Raw genomic sequence first — 19,080 nt, forward strand, 5'->3', positions numbered from 1 at the left:
GACGAGCCACGTAGCCTCGGCCCGCGGGCGTCCATGACCACACCCCAGTCCGCGGGGCCCGTGGGGCCGGGTGTCACGCGCATGGCGGGACGGCCCCGTCAGTTTCGCCTGGTTGCCAGTTCCTCCACCATCAGGCCCAGACCGCTACCGAGCATGAAGACGTCCCGAGCGATCCCCATGCCAGCCGGCGCTGGACGGATTCCGTCATCACGGGTGAACCCTGGCGTCTTGAGGTACACGGCCATCAATGCGGCCGAGAATCCACTTAGGCCGGCCGCGGCCACCCGGGTGGGTACCATCGGGGCTAGTAGCGCCGTGCCCAGAGCGATCTCGAAGGTCGACAACGCCTTCCCGAAGCGGACCGGGTCCATCTTCTTCAAGAACGGGAACGCGTTGGCGGCCTGGTCCCGCAGCCCCGTTGCCCCGTCGACGTGCAATGACCGCTTAGTGATTCCGGTGTTCAATATGAAGGCCCCGCTCGCCAGGCGCGGCGGGACATGGTGAAGCTTGACGCTCATAGCAATCTCTCCTGAGTTCTTGGGACGTGGGTCTACCAGCGGTTCACACGTGAGAATGCAGCGGGCAGGCTTCCGCTGATCATTGACGGGCCCGGCGGCCCGGTGCGGCCCTGATGGGTGGCGGGATGACGCCCGGGCAGTGCGCTCGCGCTTGGTCTGGGCACCGGTCGACGTCCCTGGTCGCCCTAGTGGAGGCGGGTCCTAGCTGTCCTCCGAGATAACGCTTGCGGTAACGCCGGCACCGCCGACGGTCACCAGGATGTCCTCGACGTCCAAGCGTCGGGGGTCGTAGTCGACGTCAACCCGGTGCGAGTGCAGATCGATGTGCACGGCCTGCACCCCGGAAGACGCTTCAGGTGCCGGTTGATGTCGGTGGCGCACGAGGGGCAGAAAAAATCGCCCAGGCGCAGCTGCAGGTGCGCCGCCTGTGCCATGACGCTCACTGTCCTTCTCCTTGGCGCGGCGGGCGTCAGAACGCGGCAGGCTTGGCGACGTACCCGGCCCTGCCCACAGCGGCGATCAGGTCCTCGACGCTGGCCTTGGCCGGGTCGTGGTCGACCTCGATGCGTGCCGAGGCGAACTGGACCTTCACGGCGCTGACGCCGTCCAGGCGTCCGACACGCTTCTCGATCTTCGCCACGCAGGAGGGGCAGGAGAAGCCTTCGGCGCGCAGGGTCGTGTGGGTGGTGGCGGGAGCGGTGGTGCTCATGGTGTGTTCCTTCCTTCTCTGACGAGGTCTCACCCTTCTTGGGTGCTGACTACGACGTTACGAGCGGGCCAGGAACCGAACCATGACGTGCATCAATCAACCGCAGCAGACGTGAGAGAGTCCTCGCCCCTCAGGCACTGGCGGCCACGGTGGCGAGCAGACGGTCGCCGTCCAGGATGGCGGTCCATCTGCGGCCGGAGTCGATGATGCCGTCCTTGCGGAGCTGGCTCATTACCCGGGAGACGGACTCCGGTGTCGAGCCGGTCATGCCGGCCAGGTCAGTGCGAGACAGCGGCAACTGGATCAATGTGGCACCGGAGGAGCTGTCCTGGCCGAACTTCTCGGCTAGGCGCAACAGCGTGGTCGCTACCCGCTGGGCGACGGTGGCGGTGGATTGCGCGGTGACGTCCGCACGCGCTTGCGCTAGCAGCGCGGTGACGTCGTCCACCACCCGTAGGGCGACCTCGGGGTGTTGCGTCATGACATCGCGGAAAGCGCGTGTGTCGATGCGTAACGCGCAGGTGGTGGTCAGGGCGCGAACGGTTTCGGGGTAGGTGGGCTGGCCCAGGGTGTGCATGCCTCCGAAGAGGTCGCCAGGGGCCAGGAGATCGACGACGACGTCCTGGCCGTTCGGGGTCGGGCGGGAGACCTTGGCGCGCCCGGCTGCCATGACGTAGAGATGTTCGGCCACGTCGCCGGCTGTGTAGAGCGGGTCGTCCTCAGCCCAGGACAGCGAGACCATGCGGTGGTCGATACCGACAAGATCCTCGTGGGACAGACCGGCGAAGAGCGGCACCTGGCCGAGAACCTTCATGCGTGCCGGCAATGGACAGTGATGGGGCTGGGCGCAGGTCGAGCGCAGCGGGACTCGTCGTCGGCCAGGTGCGCCGGTAGCCGAATTGACCGGGGAGGATGCACCGTGCGATGCGGCGGAGCCGGGTTCGCTGCTCACGATTGCCTCCTGAAAGTGATGCTAGATGCGCCGAGACGAATAAGCACGTGCTTCGTCTCATTATTGGTAGCCGTAATGGTCAGGCGAGCGTGTATTCGCCCGCCTCCTGCACGGCTGCCTCGATGGCCGAGCGGTTCAGCTCGACGTCGTCCTTGTGCTTGAGGATGATGCGCGCTTCGCCGTCGGGAATGATCTCGGTGGCGACGGCACCGATACCTGCCACGAGATAGAGCCTGTCCTTGATGGCCCGCGCATCCTCGGCTGTGGTCATGCCGGCGACGGTGTAGATAGTGCTGATCATGCCCTGCTCCTGTCAGATCCGGCCGTTGAACGCCTGCATCGCGGCGTCCTCACGGGTGCCGCCACGACCGTCACCGTACGCGGCGTAGTCGGTGATCCACTCGATGGACTTGATCCACTTGACCATCTTGTACCCATGGTTCGACTCCACCCGCAGCCGCAGCGGCGCGCCCAGATGCACCTCCAACGGGTGCCCGTTGCGCTCGTACGCCAGGATCGTGTCGTCCTCGGCGACCGTGTCGAGGTCCAGCACCGCGTAGAACGGTTCCCGCGGCCGGTGGTCCCACATCTCCTGGGCCAGGCCGTGGGAGGTGATCATCACGTAGTTGGCACCCTCCGGGGGAGGTCCGAGGACCTCGAGGAGGTCACGGAGCCGGACGCCGGCCCATTTGGAGGTGGCCGACCAGCCCTGCATGCAGGTGTGGACCGCGATGTACTCGGTCTTCGGGAGCTGACGCAAGTCCCCCACGCTCAGCTGCAGCGTCTTACCGCTCAGCTCACCACCGAGCTCGAGGCGCGAGTCACGGAAGCCGCTGTCCCGGTGGGCGAGCCAGGAGCCTGACCCGCTTCTCCGGACACCTGGTCCGAGGCGATGATCGTCTCGGGAAGGGAGTCTGGGATGCCTGCAGCCAAGCCGCCGGAGTTCCGGCGTCGAGCAGTGGATCTGGCCCGCTCGGGTCGGCAGCCGGTCGCGAAGGTCGCGTCCGATCTCGGGATCAGCGAGTCGTGTCTGCGCCGGTGGATGGCCCAAGACGACGTCGATGCCGGTCGCCGTGAGGGCGTGAGCTCCGACGAGCGCCGCGAGCTGGTCGAGCTGCGGCGCCGCAACCGGGTGCTGGAGATGGAGGTCGAGATCCTCAAGCGGGCCCCGGCGTACTTCGCCCGGGAGAACGTCCTCCCAAAATGAGCGCCCGGCTGGTCCAAGAGCTGGCCGCTGACGGGGTGCCCGTCGCGGCGACCTGCCGGGTCCTCGGGATCTCCCGCTCCGGGCTCTACGACGCCATGAACCGACCGCCGAGCACCCGCGCGATCGCCGACCAGGCGCTGACCGCGACGATCACGGCGATCCATCACGGCTCGCGGGCGACCTACGGCGCCCCGCGAGTCCATGCCGAGCTGCGTCTCGGGCTCGGGGTCGCCTGCGGACGCAAACGCGTCGCGAGGCTGATGCGCGCGGCCGGGTTGATAGGGGTCTGCCACCGGCGCAAACGCTGCGGGCAACGACCGCTGCCAGCACCGCACGACGACCTCGTCCAGCGGCGGTTCACCGCCGACAGCCCGGACCGATTGTGGTGCACCGACATCACCGAGCACCCGACGGGCACCGGGAAGGTCTACTGCGCCGCGGTCCTGGACGTGTTCACCCGCAAGATCGTCGGGTGGTCCATCGCGGACCACATGCGCTCGGAGCTGGTCGTCGACGCCCTGCAGATGGCGATCTGGCGGCGCCACCCCGCACCAGGGGCGATCGTGCACGCGGACCGCGGCAGCCAGTACACGTCGTGGATCTTCGGGCACCGGCTGCGCGAGGCCGGCCTGCTCGGCTCGATGGGCCGAGTCGCGTCCTCGGTCGACAACACCATGATGGAGAGCTTCTGGTCGAGCATGCAGCGCGAGCTGCTCGACCGCCACGCCTGGTCATCCCGCGAGGAGCTCGCCTCGGCGATCTTCGAGTGGATCGAGGGCTTCTACAACCCCGTCCGACGCCACTCCGGACTCGGCTACCGGTCCCCGAACGACTTCGAGGACCTGCACACCGCCGCCACCGCGGCGGCATGATCACCACACCGCAACTGTCCGGGAAACCGGGTCAGGCTCCCCTGATCACCCAGATCGAACGCGTCCAGACCATCAACGACCTCCACATCCTCACCCCAGAGCTCGTCGACGCCGCCAGAGAAGCCCTCCTCATCGGCCACTGACCGCTACCAGAAGCACGCCACCAAGCGATGCGATCCACAGCCTGAGCAGCCCACGCACGAGGGCCGCACCCCAGGCGGGGTGCGGCCCTCGTGGCGTTGGGAGATCAGGTGGTGACGGGCTCGACCCCGAGCTCGGTCAGCAGGGTCAGGATGCGGCCGCGGATCTCGTCGCGGATCGGGCGGACCGACTCGATGCCCTGCCCGGCGGGGTCGGCCAGGGCCCAGTCCTCGTACCGCTTGCCGGGGAAGATCGGGCACGCGTCGCCGCAGCCCATGGTGATGACGACATCGGACGCCTTGACCGCGTCGGTGGTCAGCACCTTGGGTCGCTCGGCGCGGATGTCGATGCCCTCCTCGAGCATCGCCTCCACTGCGACCGGATTGATCTGCTCGGCGGGCATCGACCCGGCCGAGCGGACCTCGACGGCGCCGCCGGACAGCGCCCGCAGGTAGCCCGCGGCCATCTGCGAGCGGCCGGCGTTGTGCACGCAGACGAACAGGGCGGACGGCGTGGTCTCGGTCATCTCGGTCTCCACGGAAGGTCAGGCGGTCGGCAGGGCGAGGTCGGGCAGCAGGTCGGTGAGCAGGGCGCGCACGCGGCGGTCGATCTCGTCGCGGATCGCCCGCACCCCGGTCTCGGAGGCCAGGGCAGGGTCGCCGACGACCCAGTCCTCGTAGCGCTTGCCGGGCAGGATCGGGCAGGTGTCGCCGCAGCCCATCGTGATGACGACGTCCGCGGCGCGGACTGCGTCGTCGGTCAGCGGCTTGGGGAACGCCTCGCCGTCGGCGCCGAGCTCGGCGAGCAGCGGCCGGACCGCGGCGTGCACGTCGGCGGCCGGTGCGGACCCCGCGGACCGGACGGTGATCGCGTCGCCGGCGTAGTGGCGCAGCAGGGCAGCGGCGAGCTGGGAACGGCCGGCGTTCGCGACACACACGAACAGCACCTGCGGGCGTGTGTCCGCCGCGTCCAGGGCCCGGGCGGTGTCGGTCAGGCGCTGGCGGGCGAACCGTTCGGTGTTGACCACCAGGTGCGAGCGGATCGCCGAGGACCGCGCCAGTCCGGTGTAGGACTCCCTGACGACGCTGAGGACCGCGCCGGGGTCGCGGTCGGGGAACGCCACGGCGAGGCGGTCGGCGATCCGGACCAGGGCGTCCTCGGCGTCGGTGAGCCCGGCGAGCGGGACCGCGTTCGCGGCGTCCGCGGCTGCGGGGGCGAAGGAGTCCAGCAGGGTGGTGACCGCGCCGCGCAGGGCCGGCTGTACCCGGTAGTAGACCCAGGTCCCGCGCCGCTCGGAGGTCAGCAACCCGACGTCCTTGAGCAGCTTCAGGTGGTGCGACACCGTCGGAGCGTTGACCTCGGCGACCGTGGCCAGGTCGCACACGCACGCCTCGCCGGTCGGGGAGGTCGCGATCAGCGACAGCATCCGCAGCCGCAGCGGGTCACCCAGGGCCTTCAGGGTGCCGGCGACGTGCGCCGCGGCGTCGGCGCCGATCGCGTGGTCCGCCGGTGAGGTCTGCGGCGTGCAGCCGCCGGTGGCGGTCGTGGTGGCGTCGGGGGCGGTGGTGGTCATGAGCGTGCCTCCTGCAGCTCGGCGGTGGAGGGGGAGGTCGAGGACGGGCGGAACCAGCGGTCCCTGACCCAGAGGCTGACGTAGACCAGGGCGACCAGGACCGGGACCTCGATCAGCGGGCCGACCACACCGGCCAGCGCCTGCCCCGAGGTCGCACCGAACGTCCCGATCGCCACCGCGATCGCCAGTTCGAAGTTGTTGCCTGCCGCGGTGAACGCCAGCGTCGTCGACCGCGCGTACCCCAGCCCCAAGCCCCGCCCGGTGGCCAGGCCGACGGCCCACATGACGGCGAAGTAGGCCAGGAGCGGCAGGGCGATCCGCGCGACGTCCAGCGGCCGTGACGTCACGGCCTCACCCTGCAGCGCGAACAGCAGGACGATCGTGAACAGCAGCCCGTACAGCGCCCACGGACCCACCCGCGGGACGAACCGCTCCTCGTACCACTGGCGTCCGCGGGTGCGCTCACCGATCCACCGCGAGGCGAACCCGGCCAGCAGCGGGACTCCCAGGAAGACCGCGACGTTGACAGCGATCTGCCCGACCGAGACTTCCAGGCCGGCGGAGTCCAGGCCGAGCCAGCCCGGCAGCACGCTCAGGTAGAACCAGCCCAGCAGCGAGAACGCCACCACCTGGAACACCGAGTTGATCGCGACCAGCACCGCAGCCGCCTCCCGGTCACCGCAGGCCAGGTCGTTCCAGATCACCACCATCGCGATGCACCGCGCCAGGCCCACGACGATCAGGCCCGTGCGGTACTCCGGCAGGTCGGGCAGGAACACCCAGGCCAGGGCAAACATCAGCGCGGGGCCGACGACCCAGTTCAACGCGAGCGAGCTCCCCAGCAGCCGCTTGTCCCCGGTCACCGCAGCGACCCGGTCGTAGCGGACCCTCGCCAGCACCGGGTACATCATCACCAGCAGACCGAGCGCGATCGGCAGCGAGATGCCCCCCAGCTCCAGATCAGCCAGCGCGCCTCCGAGAGCCGGGACGAACCGGCCCACCGCGAGGCCCGCGACCATGGCCAGCCCGATCCACACGGGCAGCCACCGGTCCAGGTTCGACAGTCGCCGGGTCGAGCTGGGCGGGACCTGATTTGGCATGTGGCTACTTTGACACATGTCGAATCAATCCCCAAGCGCATCGTCGCCGACGCGCACCATCACGGCGGTGGCGGCGAGATGACCAGGTCGAGAGTGGCGCACCGGCCGGCCAAGGCGTCTCCCGGCGTCGTCGGGCCTACGGATCGGTGGGCGTGCATGCACCGCACATGCGCGCTTGCGCACTACTGCAACCGTGCAAAGATGCTCGAGTGCTGACAGCTCTTGCCGTCCCGACGTACCGCCGCCTGTTCTCCGCGCAGGTGATCTCCCTGGCGGGGACCGGTCTGACGACGGTGGCCCTGGGCCTGCTCGCCTACGACCTCGCGGGCGCCCGGGCGGGGCTGGTGCTGGGCACGGTGTTCGCGATCAAGATGCTGGCGTACGTCACGGTCGCGCCGGTGGCGGCCGCCGTGGTGCACGCGGCGCCCCCTCGGGCCGTGCTGGTCGCCGCGGACCTGGTGCGCGTCGTGGTGGTCCTCGGCCTGCCGCTGGTGTCGTCCGTGTGGCAGGTCTACGTCCTGGTCCTGGTCCTGCAGGCGGCGTCGGCGGTGCACACCCCGGCCTACCAGGCCGCGCTGCCGCAGGTGCTGCAGGACGAGCGCCGGTACACCGAGGCGCTGTCGCTGTCCCGGATGAGCGAGGACCTGGAGATGGTCCTGTCACCGCTCCTCGCTGCGGGGCTGCTGCTCGTCGTGCCGAGCTCTGACCTGTTCGTCGGCACGGCGGTCGGGTTCGCGGTGTCCGCGCTGCTCGTCGCCCGTCTGCGACTGGGCCGGCCCGTCGTTCTGGCGGACGACGTCGCGCCCTTCACCGAGCGTGCGCGCCGGGGCATCGCGCAGATGCTCCGGACGCCGGCCCTGCGGGCCGTGCTCGCGCTGAACATGGCGGTCGCGGCCGGGGGAGCGTTCGTGCTGGTGCAGTACGTCGTCGTCGCGAGGGAGACCTACAGCCGAGGCGAGGGCGCGGCGGCGCTGCTGATGGCCGCGCTCGGGGCGGGATCGATCATCGTGGCGCTGCTCCTTCCGCGGGCGCTCGAGGCGCTGCCGGAGCGCGCGCTGATGCTGAGGGGTGGCGGGCTGCTCGTCGTGGCCACGGCAGCGGTCGCGGCGGCGGTGCAAATCCGGGGGACCGGGGGACTGGTCCTGGTGGGCGCCCTGTTCCTGCTCGTCGGGGCGGGGTGGGCAGCCGCGGAGACGCCGGTGGGACGCATCATCACGCGCACCACCCAGGAGCAGGACCAGCCCGCGGTGTTCGCCGCGCAGTTCTCGCTGTCCCACGCGTGCTGGCTCATCACCTACCCACTGGCCGGCTGGATCGGCAGCCGAGGGCTCGGGACCGCGGCGCTCGTCCTGGCCGCACTCAGTGCAGCCGCTCTGCTGGCGACCGCCGCGCTGTGGCCGGCCCAGGATCGCGCCGCGCGCGTGGCAGGCTGAGCACGTGAGCGCCGAGACCACCCGGGCGGCCGTCCCTGACGCCGAGCTCGACACCGCCGTCGAGGTGCTGCGCCTGCTCGCCGACCGGACCCGGCTGGCGATCCTCGCGCTGCTCCACGACGGCGAGCTCTCCGTCGGGGCCATCGCCGACCGGCTCGCACGGCCGGTGCCCGGCGTGTCCCAGCACCTCGCCAAGCTCCGAGCCGGCCGCCTGGTCGCCACACGCCGCGACGGCGCCACCGTGTACTACCGACTGACCAACGAGCACATCGACGCGCTCGTCCTCAACGTCCTCCACCAGGCCGAGCACCTCCGCTACGACACCCCACCGCACCACCTCTGACCAGCCGACGCGGCAGGGGGGTGCGGCATCGTCGCAGGTCAGAGGGATACGCAGACTACAAACGGACATAATGTTGATTATCGGACAACGAGTAGGACGAGTAGCGACGAGATGAGAGAACTCGTCTCACCGTGCGACGCAGCGTCTCCGCAGTTCAGTCGCCACGTCGAGGGCGCCTCGATGCGGCGGCATCACTGGAGGGTCATGACGTTGCACCAGTTCAGCATCCGGTTCTCTCATCAGATGAGCGTTTCTCGCGTAGACGTAGGCCGCACGCGGAACCTGCGGGCGCCGAACCGAGTCGAGCGCCGACCCCGCGTGAGGCACTCGGTCTCTTCGGCCTAGTCGGTCTTCATCGGTAGCATCGCGCGGATTGGTGAGAGCAACGCCTCAACCTCGTTGGACCGTAGTTGCGCCCACAGCCCGATGAAGGCGTTCGCGACTACCAGTTCAGCTGTCAAGTCGAGCTTCTCGCCAATCTGGCGAAAAATGGTGTGGCGGTCATGATTCGTCAGACCTGTCTCGGCAACCACAGCCTTTACCCGGCCCTGCTGGTCGATCGGCAGATTCAGTGCGGCGGTCAGCTTGGCCGCAAGATTGTCCAAGTCGCCCATCACCGTATCATAAATGTGCGCCTCAGGGTCGTCGTCTCCTGGGAGCGCAAAGATCAGCGAAGCTGGATCGATCTTATCGGACTTATCTCCGTCGAGAAATACGACACTCGGAACCGGCGCAGTCGGGTCCACCTTCCGGGTGTGCTGTACCTTAATGGCCTGCTCGGCTCCGCCTAGTCCGTGGATTGCCACGGCTGCAATGTCGACGCCGTAGTGGCGCAGGGCTGCCGCAATCACTAGCTCTGCGAGCGAATCTTCCACAAAGAAGGCGATGCGAGCGGGAATTGTTCCTGTAATCGCCCGGAGCGCCTCGATGTTCAAGGCCCCTTGCACAACCTCGCCGTCAAAAGCGGCCCACACGGCACCTGGCGGGAGCGCCTCGATGGCCTCGGATGAGTGGGTCGTGAAGATCACTTGGCACTTCTTGCGGATCGCGATCTTGAGCAGGTAGTCCACCAGTCGCCTGGTCGCGACTGGGTGTAGGCCGTTCTCGATCAGGATCAGACTGTTATCGGGTGCAGCCTCAATCCCTGACACAATTCGGATTATGCTTGCCTGACCGGCTCCAAAGTGAAATTCCGTGTACGATGTTCCAGAACCGCTATCTTGTGCGGTGTAGAGGGTGGCTCGTGTGGTTACGTCGAGTTCCGAGTAGCCACCCACGGCTTTTCCGAGGATGGATTGCGTGGCCTCGATTACTGATGCCGGGAGTTTCGTCTCGCTTACGGCTTTAAACCGACTCCCCCGGGCAAGTCGAAGGTCTGACCGCTCGGTAGCCGGAACTGTGCGCGTTACGCCGAATACGAGCACGTCGCGAACGAATGGCTTTCGGTTCCACTTGGAGGTGGGGAAGTTTACGCTGCGTCGCACCTCCGAAGCCGAACCGATCGCTTTGTCTATGACGCCGTGTTCGATCGACCACTTGACCATGCTCGAATCGTAGCGCCCGCTCTTGGCGAAGAATCGCTCCGGCTTGACGTCCTTGTATGCGAGAGCGGCCGCGCCCAGGATAGTGGACTTGCCGCCGCCATTTGGTCCAATGAGTGCCGTGACCGGAAAGTCGAAGCGCACCTCTTTGTCCACAAAACCGCGCACCTTGCGGAGGACCACACGCCGCAGGTACTTCGAATAGGATTGCTTGGCAACCTTGTCAGCGAGGCTCTGCAGACTATTTGGGCTGATCTCGGTCATGTGGCCGAGCGTAGTGCTGACTACGCCGGCGCACGCCCAAACCAGGACGTCGCACGCCGACAATCTCTCGCGCCTGTCCCGAGACGTACTCGTCTCATCGCGACACGTCGCTGTACCAGTCGCTGGTGCCTCGCAGCACGGCACCTGCCATAGCCCTCTACCGTCGGTTCCGACGAGAGGGGCAAGACCGATGAGCAACGACACGACAGCCAGCGACGGCGGCCACGTGCTCAACGCGCTCGCGCGCATCGTGCGCGGCACCGAAGGCAACATGGGGGCCGGCTGGAACGCCAGGATCGCGGACCGGCTGGACGCCGCCGCCGACGAGATCTTCCAGCTGGCCGGGCTGCGCGGCGAGAGCCTAGCGGCCGCGCGGGGCTACGTCGGCGACGAGTGGGTGACCGACCTGCTGAACTGCCTGTACCCAGGTCCCGAGTTGGCGGCCAGGCGCGACAAGATCACGTGACGGCCGCGATGCCGGCGTGCGAGGTCGACCCGCCCGCGCGAGACTTCCGACGTCGACGAAGGGAGTGACCGTGAGCGACGGCAACGGGGTGCACACCGTCCACCGGGACGATTCATGGCTCAACGAGATCGGCGGGTCACAAGTGGGCTCGACCCACTCAACTAAGGACCCCGCCGTGGCCGAAGGGCGGCAGCTCGCGATCGAGCGCGGCCTGGAGCACCACATCCATGGTCTCGACGGCCTGGTGCACGAGAAGAACTCGTACGGGAACGATCCAAGGAACATCCCCGGCTAGAACAACCCCCGGCCGCGGCGGCTGGCTGCTCCTGGTGGCCGGGGGCCATCTACAGTGTGCCGCGCGAGGCCGCGACGAGCCTCGACACCGGCGTCTGTGCGATGGCCTCGATGCACGCCCTGGGGGCTGCGGGGTACACGTTCGCGTGGCACCCGTCGCAGCAGCCGGCGGCGAACCGACGCCCACAGATGTACGGCGTCGACGTCGCTGACGGCACGCCAGGCTTCGGGGAGGACTCAGCGCGGAGCTGAGACCTCGTCAACCGGCAGGTCCGCTCGAGCACTTGGCGGCGTCCCATATTGATGACCGTCGGTACTCCGGCACCGAGGGCGCCGACTTGGCTCGGCTCTTGTCAACGTGGCCGCAGATCCAGTCGACGCAGGAGCTGAGCGTTCAGGGCGACGACGATCGTGGACACGGACATGAGGATGGCCCCGACGGACATCGGCATGACGAAACCGATGGGTGCGAGCACGCCGGCAAGCGGCACAGCGATGAGGTTGTAGCCAGCGGCCCACCACAGGTTCTGCTTCATCTTGCGGTAGCTGGCAGTGGACAGATCGATGACCGAGACGACGGATCGAGGGTCGTCGCTGGCGAGGATCACGCCGGCGGAGGCGATCGCGACATCGGTGCCGGCGCCGATGGCGATGCCGACATCGGCCTGCGCGAGGGCGGGGGCGTCGTTGACGCCGTCGCCGACCATCGCCACGGTGCCTCCCTCGCGCTGGAGCTCGGCGACCTTGGCGGACTTGTCCTCGGGCCGGACACCGGCGAAGACCCGGTCGATGCCGATCTCGGCGGCGACGGTGCGGGCGACGGCCTCCGCGTCGCCAGTGATCATCACGACGTCGACGTCGCGGTCGTGGAGCTGCCGGATTGCGGCCCGGGACTCCTCGCGGATCTCGTCGGCGAGCTTCAGAGCCCCGGCCGGGCGGCCGTCGACGAGCACATGCAGAATGATCGCTCCTTCGCTGCGCCATTGGTCGATGCCATCGAGCTCGTCGACACCGCTCTGGTGCAGCAGGCTGGGGCCTCCGACCTCGACGGTCCGGCCGCCGACGCGGGCGCGGACGCCGACCGCTGGGGACGAGGTGAACTCGGCGGCGGCCGGCACGTGCAGGTCGCTCGCGGCCGAGACGATCGCCTGCGCGAGCGGGTGCTCGCTGTCGGCCTCGGCGGCCGCGGCCAGCGCCAGAACCTCGTCGCGGTCGAAACCGGGGGTGGGCCGCACGTCGGTCACGGTCGGCTGGCCCTTGGTTAGGGTGCCGGTCTTGTCGAACACCACGGTGCTGACCGTGCGCATGCTCTCCAGGGCCAGGCGGTCCTTGACGAGGATGCCGCCGCGGGCGGCGCGCTCGGTGGCGATGGACACCACGAGGGGGATCGCCAGGCCGAGGGCGTGGGGGCAGGCGATCACCAGGACGGTGATGGTGCGGATCACGGCAGCGTCGGGCTGGCCGGCGATCGACCAGACGACGGCGGTGACGGCGGCCGCACCGAGGGCGAACCAGAACAGCAGCGCGGCTGCCGTGTCCGCCAGTCGCTGCGCGCGCGAGGTCGAGTTCTGCGCTTCGAGCACGAGCCTGCGGATGCCGGCCAGCGCGGTGTCGTCTCCGACGGCGGTCACCCGCAGCCGTAGGGCGGAGTCGGTGGCGACGGTGCCGGCGACAACCCGGTCCCCGGCGGAGCGCCGCACGGTGCGGGACTCACCGGTGACCATCGACTCGTCCATCTCGGCGGCGCCGTCGATGATCGCGCCGTCTGCGGGAACCCTGGCTCCGGGTCGCACGAGCACCACGTCGTCGACCGCGAGGTCGGACGGGGCGACCCGGACCACGTCGTTGCCCTCGACGCGCTCGGCCTCGTCGGGCAGCAGAGCGGCCAGGGAGTCGAGAGCGGAGGTCGTCTGAGCGAGCGAGCGCATCTCGATCCAGTGCCCGAGCAGCATGATCACGATGAGAAGCGCGAGCTCCCACCAGAAGTCGAGTCCGTGGGCGACGACACCCAGGGTCGCGAGCCACGACGCGACGAACGCCACGGTGATCGCCAACGCGACGAGCAGCATCATCCCGGGGCGCTTGGCGCGCAGCTCCTGGGCGGCACCGGTCAGGAACGGCGCGCCGCCCCAAGTGAACATGACCGTGCCGAGCACGGGCGAGACCCACGCCACCCAGGTTGCGTCGGGCAGCTCGTAGCCCAGGAGCATCGCGAACATGGCGCTGGCGGCGACGACCGGGACCGCGAGCACGAGCATGACCCAGAACAGGCGGCGGAACCGGTCGACGTGACCGGCATGGCTGCCGTGGCCTGTATGCCCCTCGTGGCCACCGTGCGCGTCCTGGTGGTCAGGCGGCACCGCTGCAGTCACGGTCGCGGGGTGCCCATGGTGCTCCTGCGTCGTCTGCCCGTCGGGCGTGTGCCCTCCATGTCCGTGGTGTGAACCGCCCCGGGTTCAGTGGAGGCTCGGTTCTCTGGTCTCCAGCGTCGTTGACGTGTGGTTCTGACGGTAGTGGTTCGTCTCGTGCTCGGCTGGCGGGATGTCGCCGAGCTCGGTGTGCAGGCGGCGGTTGTTGAACCAGTCGACCCATTCCAGGGTCGCGATCTCGACGTCGTCCAGGGTCCGCCAGGGCCCGCGGCGGCGGATCAGCTCGGTCTTGAACAGCCCGATCGTGGACTCGGCCAGGGCGTTGTCGTAGGCGTCCGCGACCGTGCCGATCGAAGCCCGGATGCCGTGTGCGGCGTGGCGCTCGGTCAGCGCCAGCGAGACGTACTGGGACCCGGCGTCGCTGTGATGGATCAGCCCGGTCAGGTCCGTCACGCCGGTGCGGCCGCGTGCCCAGGTGGCCATCTCCAAGGTGTCGGTGACCAGGGCCGCGCGCATGTTCGTGTCGGCCTTCCAGCCCACGATCATCCTCGAGAACACGTCGATCACGAACGCGACGTAGACGAACCCCGACCACGCGCGGACGTAGGTGAAGTCCGCGACCCACAACTGGTTCGGTGCGGTCGCGGTGAACGCCCGGTTGACCAGATCACCGGCCCGGACCCCGTCCTTGCCCGGGATCGTCGTGCGCTTGGCTCGACCGCGGACCGCTCCGCGCAGGTCAGCAGCCCGCATGAGCCGCTCGACCGGGCAGCGCCCGACCGAATGCCCGAGTCGGTGCAGGTGCTTCCACATCTTCCGCGCGCCGTAGACGCCGTAGTTCGCGGCGTGCTCGACCGTGATCACCTCGCTCAGCGCGGCGTCGGTGACCGACCGGGCCGAGGGCGGGCGGGCCTTGGCGGAGTAGTACGTGCTCGGGGCGACCTGCAGCTGGACGCAGATCGGCTCGACCCCGAACTCGGCACGGTGGGCGTCGATGAACGCGACTACCTGGGTGACGGGCGGTCGAGCTCCGCCGCGAAGAAAGCCGACGCGCTACGCAGGATCGCGTTCGCCCGCCGCAGCTCCCGGTTCTCCCGCTCCAGCTCGGCCAGCCGCTGCGCGTCGCTCGTGGTGGTCCCGGGCCGGTCGCCCGCGTCGATCTCGACCTGATTCACCCACCCACGCAGCGTCTCGGGATTGATCCCGAGCTGCTCACCGATCCGCCGGCACGCCGCCGGACGGGTCACCGGGTCCCTCTTCGCGTCCAGCACGAGCCGGACCGCGCGCTCACGCAGCTCGTCGGGGTACTTCCTCGGTGCAGCCATGACCCTCATCCTCCGTGGATTGAGAGCCTCCATGGAACCCGGGGCGGTTCAGTGGGCCGTACTCGGTGCATCGACGGGCCCGTGCCCGGTGTGGTCCTCGAGGCTCATCGCGGTGGTCCTCTCTCGTGATCCGACCCGGAGTGGGGCTTCGCCCGCTCAAACGGCATACCCCCCGAGGGTATTCCGACTCCACGATGCATGTGTCTCGTCCTTGCGGTTCGCGGTCTGCGGTCTGCGGGATCGTCGGGTGACGAACCGCGCTCCAGGCACGCTCTCGGGTGTCAGGCGCGAAGCAGGCGGGCGATCGCCTGCGATACCTCGTCGACACGCTCGTCCTGCACGTCTGCGGACGCCTGCGCGGCTTGCGAGAGGCAGTGACGGATGTGGTCGTCGAGGAGTTGACGCGCGACTGCCTGGAGGGCACCGGATGCGGCGGCGATCTGCGTGAGCACGTCGATGCAGTACGAACCGCTCTCGATCATGGTCGCGACGCCGCGCACTTGCCCTTCGAGGCGGCGCAGGCGCCGGAGAACGGCCTCGTCTTCAGCCGTGGTCCTCATGGCGGCCTCCCGTCGGGGTATCGCCCGGCGCACACTGTGCGCCGGCGCGGGGGTCTCGTCCGCGCGTGTGCACGGCAACTCCTCCGCTGCGCGCGGGGGAACCGACTCGGCAGCAACGCTATGAGCTGGCCGTCGAGGCGCGCTCACGATGCGGTCAAGGTCTGATGAACGCGGTCGGGCGCGGGCTACCGCAGGAGCTCGACGTTGAGCTGCTGGCGGACCGCGAGCAAGGCGAGCAGCAGTGTCGTGATCAGCCCCGCAGCGGCACGCGCAGGCCGGCGGTCGGCGAGGTCGAGCCCGAGCCATCTGCTGGTCGCGGTGCCGGCGCACCACCGCAGCACAGCCAGCGCGGCCCCGGTCATCAGGATCGGGCCGAGCGGGTTGTATTTCCATGCTGCTGCGAGATCGCCCATCGCGGCGAGCCGCACGGACCGCGTTCCGCCGCACAGGGGGTCCATGACAGAAAACCAGCGGTGCAGCGGCCCGTGAAGGTCCACCGGCGGCAGGCCCAGCCAGGCCATCAGCCCTGCGGCCACTAGACCGAGCGCTGCGACGGGCGCGAGCGCCGGCCACCGGTCTCGCTCGTCGAGGCTGACGGTGATCCACGAGCGCGACGCCGGCGGGGTGGCGACGTGGGTCGGGCCGGGTGGCTGCCGCGGCGGGCGCCGGTCGCGCCGTCTCATGTCGCCGTGATGCTGGTCATCATCCCGGCGTCCTCGTGATCGAGGATGTGGCAGTGGACCATCCAGGTCCCGGGCTGCTCGAAGGTCACGGCGACGTCGACGTAGCTGTCCGGTGGCACCGCCACGGTGTCCTTCCACACTTCCCGCTCGAGGGCCTGGCCGTCGGTGGATAGCACCCGGAAGTGCGCGCCGTGCACGTGCATCGGGTGGTCCATTCGGTGCTGCCCGGCGTTGCGGAAACGCACGAGGTAGGTGCGCCCGACCTGCACGTCGAACGTCTCAGCGTCGGGGAAGACGTCGCCGTTGATCGTCCAGGCCATGCCCATGCCTGCGGACATCGTCATCGCGTCGGCGAGCACCATCTCGATGTCCGGTTCGCGGCTCAGCAGGTCGGGGTCGAGGTCGCTGGGTGCGGGCGGGATGAAGGGCGAGACGGCCGCGGGAGCGTCCGAGGCGGTGTAGTGGACGGGGATGGTCATTCCGTTGTCGCGCTCGTTGGTGATCGACAAGCCCGACCCCAGGTGGCCGACCGGGGCGACCTCGACGTCGTAGCGCTCGCCTGGGGCGATGCTGAGCCGGCGGGTGTTGTAGGGCTCGACGAGGGGTGCGCCGTCGGTGTGGGTGACGCGCACGTCGAGTGGGAACGTCAGGTCCTGGGTCTTGGCGGTCGAGGCGTTCACCAGCCGGAGCTTGGCGATCTGCCCGCCGGTGATGCTGATCGGCTCGATGTCCTGGCCGGTGCGGCCGTTGACGGTGTCGACGTCGCCGACGACCTCCATGTGACCGGTGGTGCGATCCACGACCCAGTCGTCGAGCACGAGGACCTGGTCGAGGTCGTAGCGCGCGTCCGCGGGTTCGCGGACGATGAACGGTGCATACATGCCGCGATCGACCTGGTCGCGCACCGGTCGTTCGTGTGAGTGGTACCAGTACGTTCCTGGGCGGGCAGCGGTGAACTCGTACCGGTGCTCTCGTCCGGGGTCGATCAGGATGCCTGGACCGTCCTGGTCGGCGGGCACGCTCATCCCGTGCCAGTGGATGTTGGTCGCGGTGTCGGTCGAGTTCGTGACGTCGATCTGCAGCCGCTGCCCTACGTCGACGACGATCGGCACCCCGGCCCCGTGGACGACTTCGCTTGCAGCGTCCGCGTAGAGATACCGTTCGACGGACCGACCACCCAGCGTCATCTCTGCGGTGGTGATGTCGAGGTCGACGACCCCCTGCGTGGTCGCTCCGGTGATGTCGTACCGGTCGACCGCGGGGAGATCGATGCTCTCCTGGACCGCGGTGTCTGCGGCGGGAGCCAGCGCACGGCTGACCGCGAACGCAGCACCGCCCGCGGCCAGGACGACGGCGGTCGTTGCGACGACGACAGGACGACGGCGGATCATGCTCGGGGTGCTCCTCAGGCGATCGATCCGGGGTCTGGGGACCCCTCGGCTCCCGTCTAGCGTCGCTTGTGTAGATCAAGCCGCTTCAGCGGCTTCCATGAAGTTTCGCTGAAGTTCCCGACGAGGCGGTGCGTGCGTCCACGACACACCGTGCGCGAGACGAACGCTCGCGACCAGCGACTTCGCCCGCCCTGCGGGGCGCCGTGCGGCGGTCTCGAGACCTGTTCGCACGCCAGGATTGCGCCGGTGGGCGATGACAGCACCGCATGGGCTGCCTAGCATCGTCGCGACCCAGGCGCCGACTGGGTGGGTCGAGCAGAACGCCGAGTCCTGCCGCTGCTCGACGACCCGCAGACCGCACGGGCAGGAGCGGGGGAACCAGGATGGACGGGCACGTCGTGCCCTTGGGGTGAAGCCGGTCTCGATGGACCGGCCGGGCTGCTCCGGCCCGAACCCGACAGCTCACCTCGCAGGCGGCAGGAGTCGTCGATGCCCGCACGCCCCTTCGCCCGAGCGCGCCACCGCGCGGCCGGGCGCAGCCGAACGCCCCTGACCGACGCACAGGCCGTGGCCGCCTCCGGTCTGTCTGCCGCCGGGCGCCGCACCGGAGCTGCCGTGGCGACGTCGGGCATGGTCGTCTCCCTGGTGGCAGCCCCGGCGTCCGCGGCGGTGCCCTCCCATCACGAGAGCCGGATCGCGCTGCTGGACACTGCACGACTCACGTCGGCGGCCAGAGCGGTGATCGAGTCCGGGCCGGTCGTCGCGACTCCGGCCGAGGCGACCTGGACGTTCGACAATCCCGTTGCTACGGCGGTAACGCCACCGCCGGCCCCCGAGCCGGAGCCGGAGCCGCAGCCCGAGCAGGCCCCGGCTGCGACTCGCAGCACGGCCCGGGACGAGACGCCTGCACCGTCGCCCGGGATCGGGGCGCCCGCGCCGGCCAGCGCGAACGGCAGCGCGATCGTCGAGGCAGCATCGAGCCTCGTGGGGGTGCCCTACGTGTGGGGCGGCACCACGCCCAGCGGCTTCGACTGCTCGGGGTTCACCTCGTACGTGTACGCGCAGGTCGGGGTGACGCTGCCGCGGACGTCCGCGCAGCAGCGGTACGCGGGGGTCGAGGTGCCGCGGGACCAGGCTCAGCCCGGCGACCTGATCTGGTCGCCGGGGCACATCTCGATCTACGCCGGCGGGAACCTGCAGGTCGATGCGCCGGTTCCGGGCAAGGCCGTGCAGATCCGCGAGATCTGGCAGACCTCGCCGGTGTTCATCCGGGTCGGCTGACGCCAGCGCTGTGCGGCGTCGCGGTCGCGCCGTACAGCGCTGTGCCGACGGGCGGCGT

Annotated in this window: 21 protein-coding genes, 1 pseudogene, 1 riboswitch and 1 other annotated feature; of the genes and pseudogenes, 7 read left to right on the plus strand and 15 right to left on the minus strand. The window is 69.3% G+C overall.

What is annotated here, in order from left to right; genetic code table 11:
• Positions 1–98: 98 nt before the first annotated feature.
• From HGA03_RS16980 to HGA03_RS19165, 6 genes are all read right to left on the minus strand, one after another.
• Positions 99–518 carry a hypothetical protein gene (locus tag HGA03_RS16980; protein WP_168631480.1) on the minus strand — a complete coding sequence of 140 codons (420 nt, stop codon included), beginning with the start codon at positions 516–518 and terminating at the stop codon, positions 99–101.
• A 201-nt stretch (positions 519–719) separates the two neighbouring features.
• Positions 720–848 carry a hypothetical protein gene (locus HGA03_RS19480; protein WP_275407609.1) on the minus strand — a complete coding sequence of 43 codons (129 nt, stop codon included), beginning with the start codon at positions 846–848 and terminating at the stop codon, positions 720–722.
• A gap of 139 nt (positions 849–987) precedes the next feature.
• Positions 988–1,227, minus strand: coding sequence for a heavy-metal-associated domain-containing protein (locus HGA03_RS16985; RefSeq protein ID WP_168631481.1), 240 nt, complete (start codon positions 1,225–1,227; stop codon positions 988–990).
• 130 nt (positions 1,228–1,357) lie between these two features.
• Positions 1,358–2,179: a Crp/Fnr family transcriptional regulator gene (locus HGA03_RS16990; RefSeq protein ID WP_239073677.1), complete on the minus strand. Its 822-nt coding sequence runs from the start codon at positions 2,177–2,179 to the stop codon at positions 1,358–1,360.
• A 79-nt stretch (positions 2,180–2,258) separates the two neighbouring features.
• Positions 2,259–2,480, minus strand: a complete 222-nt coding sequence (locus HGA03_RS16995; RefSeq protein ID WP_168631482.1) for a hypothetical protein — start codon at positions 2,478–2,480, stop codon at positions 2,259–2,261.
• Positions 2,481–2,492: 12 nt separating this feature from the next.
• Positions 2,493–3,188, minus strand: coding sequence for a molybdopterin-dependent oxidoreductase (locus HGA03_RS19165; protein ID WP_222172939.1), 696 nt, complete (start codon positions 3,186–3,188; stop codon positions 2,493–2,495).
• Between HGA03_RS19165 and HGA03_RS17010 the strand changes: the two are divergent.
• A pseudogene (locus HGA03_RS17010) lies at positions 3,099–4,258 on the plus strand (IS3 family transposase). The gene HGA03_RS19165 and the pseudogene HGA03_RS17010 overlap by 90 nt on opposite strands.
• Complete coding sequence (locus tag HGA03_RS17015) at positions 4,255–4,401, plus strand: hypothetical protein (RefSeq protein ID WP_239073680.1); 147 nt, start codon at positions 4,255–4,257, stop codon at positions 4,399–4,401. The pseudogene HGA03_RS17010 and the gene HGA03_RS17015 overlap by 4 nt, the downstream one beginning before the upstream one ends.
• 104 nt (positions 4,402–4,505) lie before the next feature.
• On the opposite strand, the gene HGA03_RS17020 is transcribed toward HGA03_RS17015, so the two are convergent.
• Genes HGA03_RS17020 through arsB form a run of 3 tightly spaced genes read right to left on the minus strand, consistent with a single transcriptional unit; the run spans position 4,506 to position 7,072 of the window.
• Positions 4,506–4,925 (minus strand): arsenate reductase ArsC, encoded by a 420-nt coding sequence (locus HGA03_RS17020; protein WP_168631486.1) that lies wholly within the window; start codon positions 4,923–4,925, stop codon positions 4,506–4,508.
• An 18-nt stretch (positions 4,926–4,943) separates the two neighbouring features.
• Entirely contained in the window at positions 4,944–5,972 is a 1,029-nt protein-coding gene (locus HGA03_RS17025) for a metalloregulator ArsR/SmtB family transcription factor (protein WP_168631487.1), read from the minus strand.
• Entirely contained in the window at positions 5,969–7,072 is a 1,104-nt protein-coding gene (gene arsB / locus HGA03_RS17030) for an ACR3 family arsenite efflux transporter (protein ID WP_168631488.1), read from the minus strand. Before arsB ends, HGA03_RS17025 begins: the two co-directional genes overlap by 4 nt.
• 152 nt (positions 7,073–7,224) lie before the next feature.
• Between arsB and HGA03_RS17035 the strand changes: the two genes are divergently transcribed.
• Positions 7,225–8,505, plus strand: coding sequence for an MFS transporter (locus tag HGA03_RS17035; protein ID WP_239073681.1), 1,281 nt, complete (start codon positions 7,225–7,227; stop codon positions 8,503–8,505).
• Positions 8,506–8,509: 4 nt separating this feature from the next.
• Complete coding sequence (locus HGA03_RS17040; RefSeq protein ID WP_168631489.1) at positions 8,510–8,848, plus strand: ArsR/SmtB family transcription factor; 339 nt, start codon at positions 8,510–8,512, stop codon at positions 8,846–8,848.
• Between the two features lie 341 nt (positions 8,849–9,189).
• Here HGA03_RS17040 and HGA03_RS17045 read toward each other — a convergent pair whose 3' ends face one another.
• Positions 9,190–10,653, minus strand: coding sequence for an ATP-dependent nuclease (locus HGA03_RS17045; protein WP_168631490.1), 1,464 nt, complete (start codon positions 10,651–10,653; stop codon positions 9,190–9,192).
• A gap of 190 nt (positions 10,654–10,843) precedes the next feature.
• Between HGA03_RS17045 and HGA03_RS17050 the strand changes: the two genes are divergently transcribed.
• Both HGA03_RS17050 and HGA03_RS17055 read left to right on the plus strand, forming a co-directional pair.
• Entirely contained in the window at positions 10,844–11,119 is a 276-nt protein-coding gene (locus HGA03_RS17050) for a hypothetical protein (protein ID WP_168631491.1), read from the plus strand.
• Positions 11,120–11,189: 70 nt separating this feature from the next.
• A complete protein-coding gene (locus tag HGA03_RS17055; protein WP_168631492.1) occupies positions 11,190–11,414 on the plus strand; it encodes a DUF2188 domain-containing protein in 225 nt (74 codons plus the stop codon).
• A 352-nt stretch (positions 11,415–11,766) separates the two neighbouring features.
• On the opposite strand, the gene HGA03_RS17060 is transcribed toward HGA03_RS17055, so the two are convergent.
• The 5 genes from HGA03_RS17060 to HGA03_RS17080 form a co-directional block, all read right to left on the minus strand.
• Positions 11,767–13,671, minus strand: a complete 1,905-nt coding sequence (locus HGA03_RS17060; protein ID WP_168631528.1) for a heavy metal translocating P-type ATPase — start codon at positions 13,669–13,671, stop codon at positions 11,767–11,769.
• Between the two features lie 198 nt (positions 13,672–13,869).
• Positions 13,870–15,107, minus strand: a protein-coding gene (locus HGA03_RS17065) for an IS3 family transposase (protein ID WP_239073683.1) whose coding sequence is annotated in 2 segments (ribosomal slippage) — positions 13,870–14,828 and positions 14,828–15,107 — 1,239 coding nt in all. Because the reading frame shifts where the segments join, the coding sequence is not laid out codon by codon here.
• Positions 14,716–14,829: a sequence feature (AL1L pseudoknot), on the minus strand. It overlaps the preceding gene by 114 nt.
• Before the next feature lie 281 nt (positions 15,108–15,388).
• Entirely contained in the window at positions 15,389–15,667 is a 279-nt protein-coding gene (locus HGA03_RS17070; protein WP_168631493.1) for a metal-sensitive transcriptional regulator, read from the minus strand.
• A 185-nt stretch (positions 15,668–15,852) separates the two neighbouring features.
• On the minus strand, positions 15,853–16,350 hold the full coding sequence (locus HGA03_RS17075) for a DUF2752 domain-containing protein (RefSeq protein ID WP_168631494.1): 498 nt from the start codon (positions 16,348–16,350) through the stop codon (positions 15,853–15,855).
• Positions 16,347–17,741: a multicopper oxidase family protein gene (locus HGA03_RS17080; protein ID WP_168631495.1), complete on the minus strand. Its 1,395-nt coding sequence runs from the start codon at positions 17,739–17,741 to the stop codon at positions 16,347–16,349. The genes HGA03_RS17075 and HGA03_RS17080 overlap by 4 nt, the downstream gene beginning before the upstream one ends.
• Positions 17,742–18,052: 311 nt before the next feature.
• A riboswitch (cyclic di-AMP (ydaO/yuaA leader) is annotated at positions 18,053–18,232 on the plus strand.
• A gap of 139 nt (positions 18,233–18,371) precedes the next feature.
• Between HGA03_RS17080 and HGA03_RS17085 the strand changes: the two genes are divergently transcribed.
• Positions 18,372–19,022: a C40 family peptidase gene (locus tag HGA03_RS17085; RefSeq protein ID WP_239073684.1), complete on the plus strand. Its 651-nt coding sequence runs from the start codon at positions 18,372–18,374 to the stop codon at positions 19,020–19,022.
• Positions 19,023–19,080: the final 58 nt, after the last annotated feature.

The sequence above is a fragment of the Cellulomonas denverensis genome, assembly GCF_012396125.1.
GTDB classification, from domain to species: Bacteria; Actinomycetota; Actinomycetes; order Actinomycetales; family Cellulomonadaceae; genus Cellulomonas; species Cellulomonas denverensis.

What these genes read in the sequence shown, in the direction of transcription:
- HGA03_RS16980 (WP_168631480.1), bottom strand. Translation starts at nt 518, where the DNA reads ATGAGCGTCAAGCTTCACCATGTCCCGCCGCGCCTGGCGAGCGGGGCC.
- HGA03_RS16985 (WP_168631481.1), bottom strand. Translation starts at nt 1,227, where the DNA reads ATGAGCACCACCGCTCCCGCCACCACCCACACGACCCTGCGCGCCGAA.
- HGA03_RS16995 (WP_168631482.1), bottom strand. Translation starts at nt 2,480, where the DNA reads ATGATCAGCACTATCTACACCGTCGCCGGCATGACCACAGCCGAGGAT.
- HGA03_RS17015 (WP_239073680.1), top strand. Translation starts at nt 4,255, where the DNA reads ATGATCACCACACCGCAACTGTCCGGGAAACCGGGTCAGGCTCCCCTG.
- HGA03_RS17020 (WP_168631486.1), bottom strand. Translation starts at nt 4,925, where the DNA reads ATGACCGAGACCACGCCGTCCGCCCTGTTCGTCTGCGTGCACAACGCC.
- HGA03_RS17025 (WP_168631487.1), bottom strand. Translation starts at nt 5,972, where the DNA reads ATGACCACCACCGCCCCCGACGCCACCACGACCGCCACCGGCGGCTGC.
- arsB (WP_168631488.1), bottom strand. Translation starts at nt 7,072, where the DNA reads ATGCCAAATCAGGTCCCGCCCAGCTCGACCCGGCGACTGTCGAACCTG.
- HGA03_RS17045 (WP_168631490.1), bottom strand. Translation starts at nt 10,653, where the DNA reads ATGACCGAGATCAGCCCAAATAGTCTGCAGAGCCTCGCTGACAAGGTT.
- HGA03_RS17050 (WP_168631491.1), top strand. Translation starts at nt 10,844, where the DNA reads ATGAGCAACGACACGACAGCCAGCGACGGCGGCCACGTGCTCAACGCG.
- HGA03_RS17060 (WP_168631528.1), bottom strand. Translation starts at nt 13,671, where the DNA reads ATGCTCGTGCTCGCGGTCCCGGTCGTCGCCGCCAGCGCCATGTTCGCG.
- HGA03_RS17070 (WP_168631493.1), bottom strand. Translation starts at nt 15,667, where the DNA reads ATGAGGACCACGGCTGAAGACGAGGCCGTTCTCCGGCGCCTGCGCCGC.
- HGA03_RS17075 (WP_168631494.1), bottom strand. Translation starts at nt 16,350, where the DNA reads ATGAGACGGCGCGACCGGCGCCCGCCGCGGCAGCCACCCGGCCCGACC.
- HGA03_RS17080 (WP_168631495.1), bottom strand. Translation starts at nt 17,741, where the DNA reads ATGATCCGCCGTCGTCCTGTCGTCGTCGCAACGACCGCCGTCGTCCTG.
- HGA03_RS17085 (WP_239073684.1), top strand. Translation starts at nt 18,372, where the DNA reads ATGGTCGTCTCCCTGGTGGCAGCCCCGGCGTCCGCGGCGGTGCCCTCC.